Genomic DNA, 6,630 nt, shown 5'->3' on the forward strand with positions numbered 1-6,630 from the left:
CAGGGTCGCCAGCCAGCCCCGCGTACGCCGCACCCTCAGGCATCAACGTCGCCTTTGCCCGCCACCGCAGGCGCACGCCGGAAGAACGCCGCCCGTTCGCTTTCCTCGCGCAGCCGCCGGGCGCGGCTGCGGAACAGGTCCTTGCGGCCCACGATGCCCAGCACCCGGCCGCTGGCGCGGTCCAGGATGGGCACGCGGCCCGCGCCCGACAGCGCCATGCGGTCGGCAATCTGGCTGGCCAGTTCTTCCGGATAGCCGTAGACCAACTCGCGGCCTTGCAGCGCCTGCGCCAAGGTCTGCGCCTGCGAGGCCGGGTCCAGCGCCCAGGCCAGGCTGTCAGCGCGCGTCACTTCGCCCACCGCCGCGCCGTCGGCATCCACCACCGGATAGCTGGTGTGCACGGGCTGCGTGTGTGTGAAATGCGCGATGGCCTGCGCCACCGTGAGCGTGTCGGGCAGCGTTTGCGCCGGGCTTGTCATGACCTGGCTTGCGCGCAGCAGATCGAACGGATCGACCCGATACTCGCGGTTGATGTGATGGCCGCGGCGCGCGATCTTTTCGGTCAGGATCGACCGGCGCAACAGCAGCACCGTCACGCCGTAGGCGAACACGCAGGCCGCCAATACAGGCAGCAAGGCGCCCAGGTTGCCGGTCAGTTCCACCGCGAACAGCGTGGCCGTGAGCGGTGCGCGCATCGTGCCACCCATCATCGCGGCCATGCCCACCAGCGCCCAGAAGCCGGGATCGGCCTGCGGCAGCAACGGCGCGGCCAATGCGCCCAGCGCGCCGCCAAAGATCAGCAACGGCGCCAGCACCCCGCCCGACGTGCCCGACCCCAGCGCGATCGCCCAGATCGCCACCTTGACCGCCAACAGCAGCAGCACCGCCTGCATGGCCAGGTCGCCCGCCAGCAGGTGGCGGATGTTGTCGTAGCCCACGCCCAGCGCCGCCGGGTCGATCAGCCCGCCGATGCCGATGGCCAGGCCGCCCAGGGCCGGCCACCACATCCAGTGGATGGGCAATTTCTCGAACAGGTCTTCGGCGGCATACACCAGCGACGTCAGCACGCCCGACCCCAGGCCGGCCAGCACCCCCACGGCGGCGCAGGCCACCAGGTGCCACGGCGTGAATGGCAAGGCGCCGGTGTAGGCGAAGATGGGGCCGCCATCCAGCACGAAGGCGCGAGCCACCGCGGCCACCAAGGCGGCCGTGGCCACCGGCAGGAAGCTGCGCGGCTTCCATTCGAACAGCAGCAGTTCCACCGCCAGCAGCACCGCTGCCAGGGGCGTGGCGAAGATGGCCGTCATGCCCGCCGCCGCGCCCGCCACCAGCAGCGTCTTGCGCTCGCCGTCGTTCAGGTGGATGGTCTGCGCCAGCAGCGAGCCGATGGCGCCGCCCGTCATGATGATCGGCCCTTCGGCGCCGAACGGGCCGCCGGTGCCGATGGAGATCGCCGACGACACGGGCTTGAGCACGGCGACCTTGGGCGCGATGCGGCTCTTGCCGATCAGGATGGCTTCCATGGCTTCGGGGATGCCGTGGCCGCGGATCTTCTCGGACCCATAGCGCGCCATCAGGCCGATGATGAGGCAGCCGATGACGGGGATGGCGACCGACGCCAAGCCCAGGCGCCCGGTGGTGATGGGCAGGTCGGCGAACGAGAACAGGCCGTGATAGGCCAGGTTGGTGCACAGCGCGATCAGGCGCAGCAGCGCCCAGGCGGCGGCCACGCTGGCCAGGCCCACCGGCACGGCCAGCGCCATCAGCAGCACGACGCGCCGGTCGGTGGTGAAGTCGCCCAGCCGCAAGGCGGCGCGGGCGGAAGTGGAAACGGGAGGCATGGTTCTTGGGACAGGAGATTGGGCGCAGGGCCCGGAAACCGGCGCAGGTGTTTTCTGCGCGGCGTTTGCGAAAGATCAAATATATCGTATCACGACATATATTAGAATCGGCCGGTGAAACGATCCCCGCCCCCCGCCCTGCCGTCCGCGTCCGACTACGAATTGCTGGCCGAATTCCGCTACGCGCTGCGCAAGTTCGCCGCCTTCAGCGAGAACGCCGCCGCCGGCCTGGACCTGATGCCGCAACAACACCAGGCGCTGCTCGCCATCAAGGGCAGCCGCGCCGGCGCCCCGGCCCGCCGTGGGCTGTACGTGGGCGAAATCGCCGAACGCCTGCTGATCCGGCCCCACACGGCGGCCGAACTGGTCAACCGCCTGGAACGGCTGGACCTGGTGCGCCGCGAGCCCGACCCCGAAGACGGCCGCCGCGTGGAAGTGGTGCTGACGGCCAAGGCCGAACGCATCCTGGAAAGCCTGTCGGCCTCGCACCTGGAAGAGCTGCGCGCCATGCGGCCGCTGCTGACCCGTTTGTTGACCCGCATCGACGACGACGCGCCCGCGCACTGATTTCCTGACCATTACCTGACTCGGCCCAACCCCCGCCGCGTGATAAATTATCGTCCCCCGATATATTTCACGGGGGCAAGGAGAGGGTCTTGGCTGTGGGTATCAAGCGCTGGCTTGGCGCGTTCGCACCAGCGCCGGTCGGCGTTAACGGGCGCGAGAAGCTCTATGGCGCCGTGGGCGCGCTGGTGGGGCTGTTCTGCACCGAATGGGTCGGCCGCCATGCGTTGGGCGTAGCCAGCCCCTGGTTCATCGCGCCGATGGGCGCGTCCGCCGTGCTGCTGTTCGCCGCGCCTGCCAGCCCTCTGGCCCAGCCCTGGTCCATTCTGGCGGGCAATCTGGTGTCGGCGCTGATCGGCGTATTCTGCGCCCGGTTCATCGGCGACCCCGGCCTTGCCGCCGCCACCGCCGTGGCGCTGGCCATCGGCGCCATGTTCTGGCTGCGCTGCCTGCATCCGCCCAGCGGCGCGGTGGCCCTGACCGCCGTGCTGGGCGGGCCGCCCGTGGCCGCGCTGGGTTACGGCTTCGTGCTGTGGCCGGTGGGGCTCAATACCGTCATCCTGCTGTGCATCGCCGTGGTCTTCAACGGCCTGCTCAAGCGCAATTACCCGCGCCGCCACGCCGAGCCGGCCGCCGGCCACCGCACCCGCGACCCCGTTCCCAGCGCGCGGCTGGGCTTTTCGCGCGCCGACCTGGACCAGGCGCTGGCCCAGCGCGGCGAGCTGCTGGACATCAGCAAGGAAGACCTTGAAGACATCGTGCTGGCCGCCGAGCTGCGCGCCAGCACCCGCCGCTTTGGCGACGTGCGTTGCGCCGACATCATGTCGCGCGACGTGGTGACCGTGCAGCGGCAAGATCCGCTGGACTACGCCGTGCGCCTGTTCGACAAGCATCGGCTGCAATGGCTGCCGGTGCTGGATTCGTCCGGCCACTACGCCGGCATGCTGGCGCAAGGCGACGTGCTGGCCCGCAAGAGCCGGCCGGCGCCCGTGGCAGCGGCCGGCGGCGCGCCGGCCGACCTGCTGGTGGCCGACTGCATGCGGTCCGAAGTGCCGTTCGCCACGCCGGGCCTGCCCGCCATCGAGCTGGCGCGACCGATGTCGGACCATCTGCATTGCGTGCCGGTGCTGGGCGAAGACCGCACGCTGGTCGGCCTGGTGACCCAGTCCGATCTGGTGGCCGCGCTGTACCAGATGACCGTGTCGGCGGCTGCGCAGACCGCGCCGGACCAGGACATCGGCGCGCGGCTGGCGGCCTGAGCGGCCCGCGCAACCCTGCGAGCGTTGATGCGCCGCGCCGTGGTGCGTCGTGCGCCGCCCTCCGTAGCCCTACGGATTCCGGACCGGATGATCCGCAGGGCATAATTCCAGGCGTGAATCCCCCCTTGCGCCATCGCGCCCTCTTCTACTGGCTGGTGCTGTTCCTGCTTGGCGCCCTTTGGCTCGGCCGCCAGGACTACGTCGGCCAATACGACCGATTTTTCCAGGACACCAGCATCGCCCAGCGCATGCTCAGCCAGAAAACCGGGCAGCACGAAGCCGTGCTGGCCACGCTGTCCGCCCTGTCGCATCCGCCCGCCCCGGAACGCCTGTTTCCCAGCCTGCAGCCGGCCATGCCGCAATTGCAGGGCCTGGGTTACCTGCCTGACGGCGCCTGGGCCGGCAGCACCGACGAGCCGCCCGGCCTGCGCGCGGCCGTCGAGCAGGCCCGCACGCTGGGGCGCCCGGTGGTGCTGCCGCTGGATGACGCCCGCTATTGGCTGGTGGCCCCATCCAGCTGGAGCCTGCTGGTCGACGCGCGCCACCTGGTTGCCCCCGCCGACCTGCCCGCGGGCCTGGCCAACCTGACCCTGGCGATCGGCCCCGCCCCGCTCACGCTGCTGGCGCGCCAGCCCGGCCCCGCCGGCCCGGGCTGGCCCTTGGCGCTGGCCAAGCCCTTGGGGGCAGCCAGCCAACCCTTCATGCTGCACAGCACGCGCATGCTCACGCCCGCATCGTGGCCCTGGCTGCCGTGGCTGCTGTGGGGCCTGACCAGCGCCCTGTTGGTGGCGGGCGTGACCGCCATGCGGCGTTCGCGCGCCGACGCCCGGCGCCAGCAGGAACAGGCCCGCCTGGCCGCCATGGCGCGCCTGAGCACGCTGGGCGAAATGGCCGCCGGCATCGCCCACGAACTGAACCAGCCCCTGACCGCCATCCTGGCGCAGACCCGCGCGGCGCAACGCCTGCTCGACGACGAAGACGAACGCCCGTCGGTGCGCCGGGCGCTGCTCGCCAGCGCCGAACAAGCGAAGCGCGCCGCCGACATCATCAGCCGCATGCGCGCGCTGGTGCAACCCACCGCGCCCAGCCGGCGCGAAGCGCTGGACCCGGACGCGCTGGTGGCCTCGCTGCGCTTTCTGCGCGAGCCTGAACTCGCCCGCCAGGGCATCCGCCTGACCTGGCGCAATGCCAGCCCGGGCGCGCAACCGCTGGGTGACCGGGTGGCGCTGGAACAGATCCTGCACAACCTGGTGCAGAACGCGGCCGACGCCTTGGTGCACACCGTGCCTGACCATCCCGGGCCCGCTTCGGGCGCCGCGCAACCACAGCCCCGCCGCGCCGCCGCAGCGGCCGACGCCCCGCCCGACATCACGCTGCAAGGCCGCCTGGAAGGCGACGCCTATGTCTTCAGCGTCAGTGACAACGGCCCGGGCATCGCGCCCGATGCGCTGTCCCGCCTGTTCACGCCGTTCTACACCACCCGCGCCCAGGGCATGGGCCTGGGGCTGGCGCTGTGCGAAACCCTGGCCGGCGCCATGGACGGCCGCCTGGCCGCGCACAACCTGCAACCGTCGGGCGCCTGCTTCACCTTGACGCTGCCGCTGGCCAAAGGCCCCGCATGAACGCCCCGGACCATTCCCCGCTGGTCTACCTGGTCGACGATGACGACGCGGTGCGCGAGGCGCTGGCGCTGCTGCTGCGCAGCGTCGGCCTGCGCAGCGAGGGCCACGCCGATCCGCAGGCTTTCCTGGCCGGCCTGTCGCCGCACACCATCGGCTGCGTGGTGCTGGACATCCGCATGCCGAGCATCAGCGGGCTGGACGTGCTGGCGCGCCTGGCCGACACTTCCGACCTGCCCGTGGTGATGCTGACCGGCCACGCCAACGTCGACCTGTGCCGCCGCGCGTTCAAGGGCGGCGCCATGGAGTTCCTGCAAAAACCGGTGGACGACGACGTGTTTCTCGATGCCGTGCAGGCTGCAGTGCGCACCCACATCGCCAGCCGTGAACGGCTGGCCGTCACCCAGGCCGCGGCCGACCGGCTGGCCCGGCTGTCCGCGCGCGAACGCGAGGTGCTCGAACGCGTGGTGCAGGGCCTGAGCAACAAGGAAATCGCCCGCGAATTCGACCTGTCGCCGCGCACCGTCGAAACCTACCGCGCCAACGTTTTCGCCAAGCTCGAAGCCGACTCGCTGGCACAGCTGATCCGCCAGTACGCCACGCTGCTCGACTAGCGTTCGCCGCCGCATGGCGCCCGCACCTCGCATCCGCCTCGCCCGCCCCGGCCTCCGTAGCGCTACGGAGGTGCCAGCGTAGTCGGGCGTATACCGCCGAGCCGGCCTTTTGGCCACACTGACGGCTCCTGACCTTCACTCCCTAAAAGGACGCAGACATGACCCGCCACACGCTCGCCGCACTGGTTTCCACCCTGGCATTGACCGGCGCCGCCCACGCTGCCGTGCTCAGCGAAAGCAACATCTCGACCGCTGACGCCCAAAAACTGGCCGCCGCCACGGTCGCCGCGTGCCAGGCCAAGGGCTACAACGTCAGCGCCTCGGTGGTTGATCGCGCCGGCCTGCTCAAGGCCTTCGTGCGCGGCGACAACGCCGGCCCGCACACCATCGAAGCCAGCCGCGCCAAGGCCTTCACGTCCGCCTCGGCCAAGGCGCCGACGCTGGCCATGATGGAAAACGCGCAGAAGAATCCCGGCGCCGCCAACCTGACCGACATCCCCGGCTTCCTGCTGCTGGGCGGCGGCGTGCCCATCAAGGCCGGCGCCAACGTCATCGGCGCCATCGGCGTGGCCGGTGCCCCGGGCGGCAACCTGGATGCGCAATGCGCCGACGCCGTGCTGGAAGAGAACGCCGCGCTGTTCAAGTAAGCAATGAGGCGCCCCCATCCCCCGACGCCGGTCCTGCGCGTCGGAAATGGGAGCTCGCCAGGTGTGATCCCGGGGCGGTCCGCGCA

The 6,630-nt window shown here is 70.9% G+C and carries 6 protein-coding genes; 5 read left to right on the plus strand and 1 reads right to left on the minus strand.

Features of this window, described 5'->3' with window-relative positions; genetic code table 11:
* Positions 1-35 precede the first annotated feature (35 nt).
* Entirely contained in the window at positions 36-1,841 is a 1,806-nt protein-coding gene (locus AC6LJ2_RS23125; RefSeq protein WP_498152266.1) for a chloride channel protein, read from the minus strand.
* Positions 1,842-1,955: 114 nt separating this feature from the next.
* Between AC6LJ2_RS23125 and AC6LJ2_RS23130 the strand changes: the two genes are divergently transcribed.
* From AC6LJ2_RS23130 to AC6LJ2_RS23150, 5 genes are all read left to right on the plus strand, one after another.
* Complete coding sequence (locus AC6LJ2_RS23130; RefSeq protein WP_498152267.1) at positions 1,956-2,408, plus strand: MarR family winged helix-turn-helix transcriptional regulator; 453 nt, start codon at positions 1,956-1,958, stop codon at positions 2,406-2,408.
* A gap of 89 nt (positions 2,409-2,497) precedes the next feature.
* Positions 2,498-3,664 (plus strand): HPP family protein, encoded by a 1,167-nt coding sequence (locus AC6LJ2_RS23135; protein WP_445656429.1) that lies wholly within the window; start codon positions 2,498-2,500, stop codon positions 3,662-3,664.
* 113 nt (positions 3,665-3,777) lie between these two features.
* The gene (locus AC6LJ2_RS23140; RefSeq protein WP_498152268.1) at positions 3,778-5,286 is read left to right on the plus strand and encodes a sensor histidine kinase; all 1,509 of its coding nucleotides are present in this window, start codon (positions 3,778-3,780) and stop codon (positions 5,284-5,286) included.
* Positions 5,283-5,897: a response regulator transcription factor gene (locus tag AC6LJ2_RS23145; RefSeq protein ID WP_498152269.1), complete on the plus strand. Its 615-nt coding sequence runs from the start codon at positions 5,283-5,285 to the stop codon at positions 5,895-5,897. Before AC6LJ2_RS23140 ends, AC6LJ2_RS23145 begins: the two co-directional genes overlap by 4 nt.
* Positions 5,898-6,055: 158 nt before the next feature.
* Positions 6,056-6,544, plus strand: coding sequence for a GlcG/HbpS family heme-binding protein (locus AC6LJ2_RS23150; RefSeq protein ID WP_263915112.1), 489 nt, complete (start codon positions 6,056-6,058; stop codon positions 6,542-6,544).
* The last annotated feature ends 86 nt before the right edge of the window (positions 6,545-6,630 follow it).

The organism is Achromobacter sp. 1014246743 (genome assembly GCF_059760725.1).

What these genes read in the sequence shown, in the direction of transcription:
- AC6LJ2_RS23150 (WP_263915112.1), top strand. Translation starts at nt 6,056, where the DNA reads ATGACCCGCCACACGCTCGCCGCACTGGTTTCCACCCTGGCATTGACC.
- AC6LJ2_RS23145 (WP_498152269.1), top strand. Translation starts at nt 5,283, where the DNA reads ATGAACGCCCCGGACCATTCCCCGCTGGTCTACCTGGTCGACGATGAC.
- AC6LJ2_RS23125 (WP_498152266.1), bottom strand. Translation starts at nt 1,841, where the DNA reads ATGCCTCCCGTTTCCACTTCCGCCCGCGCCGCCTTGCGGCTGGGCGAC.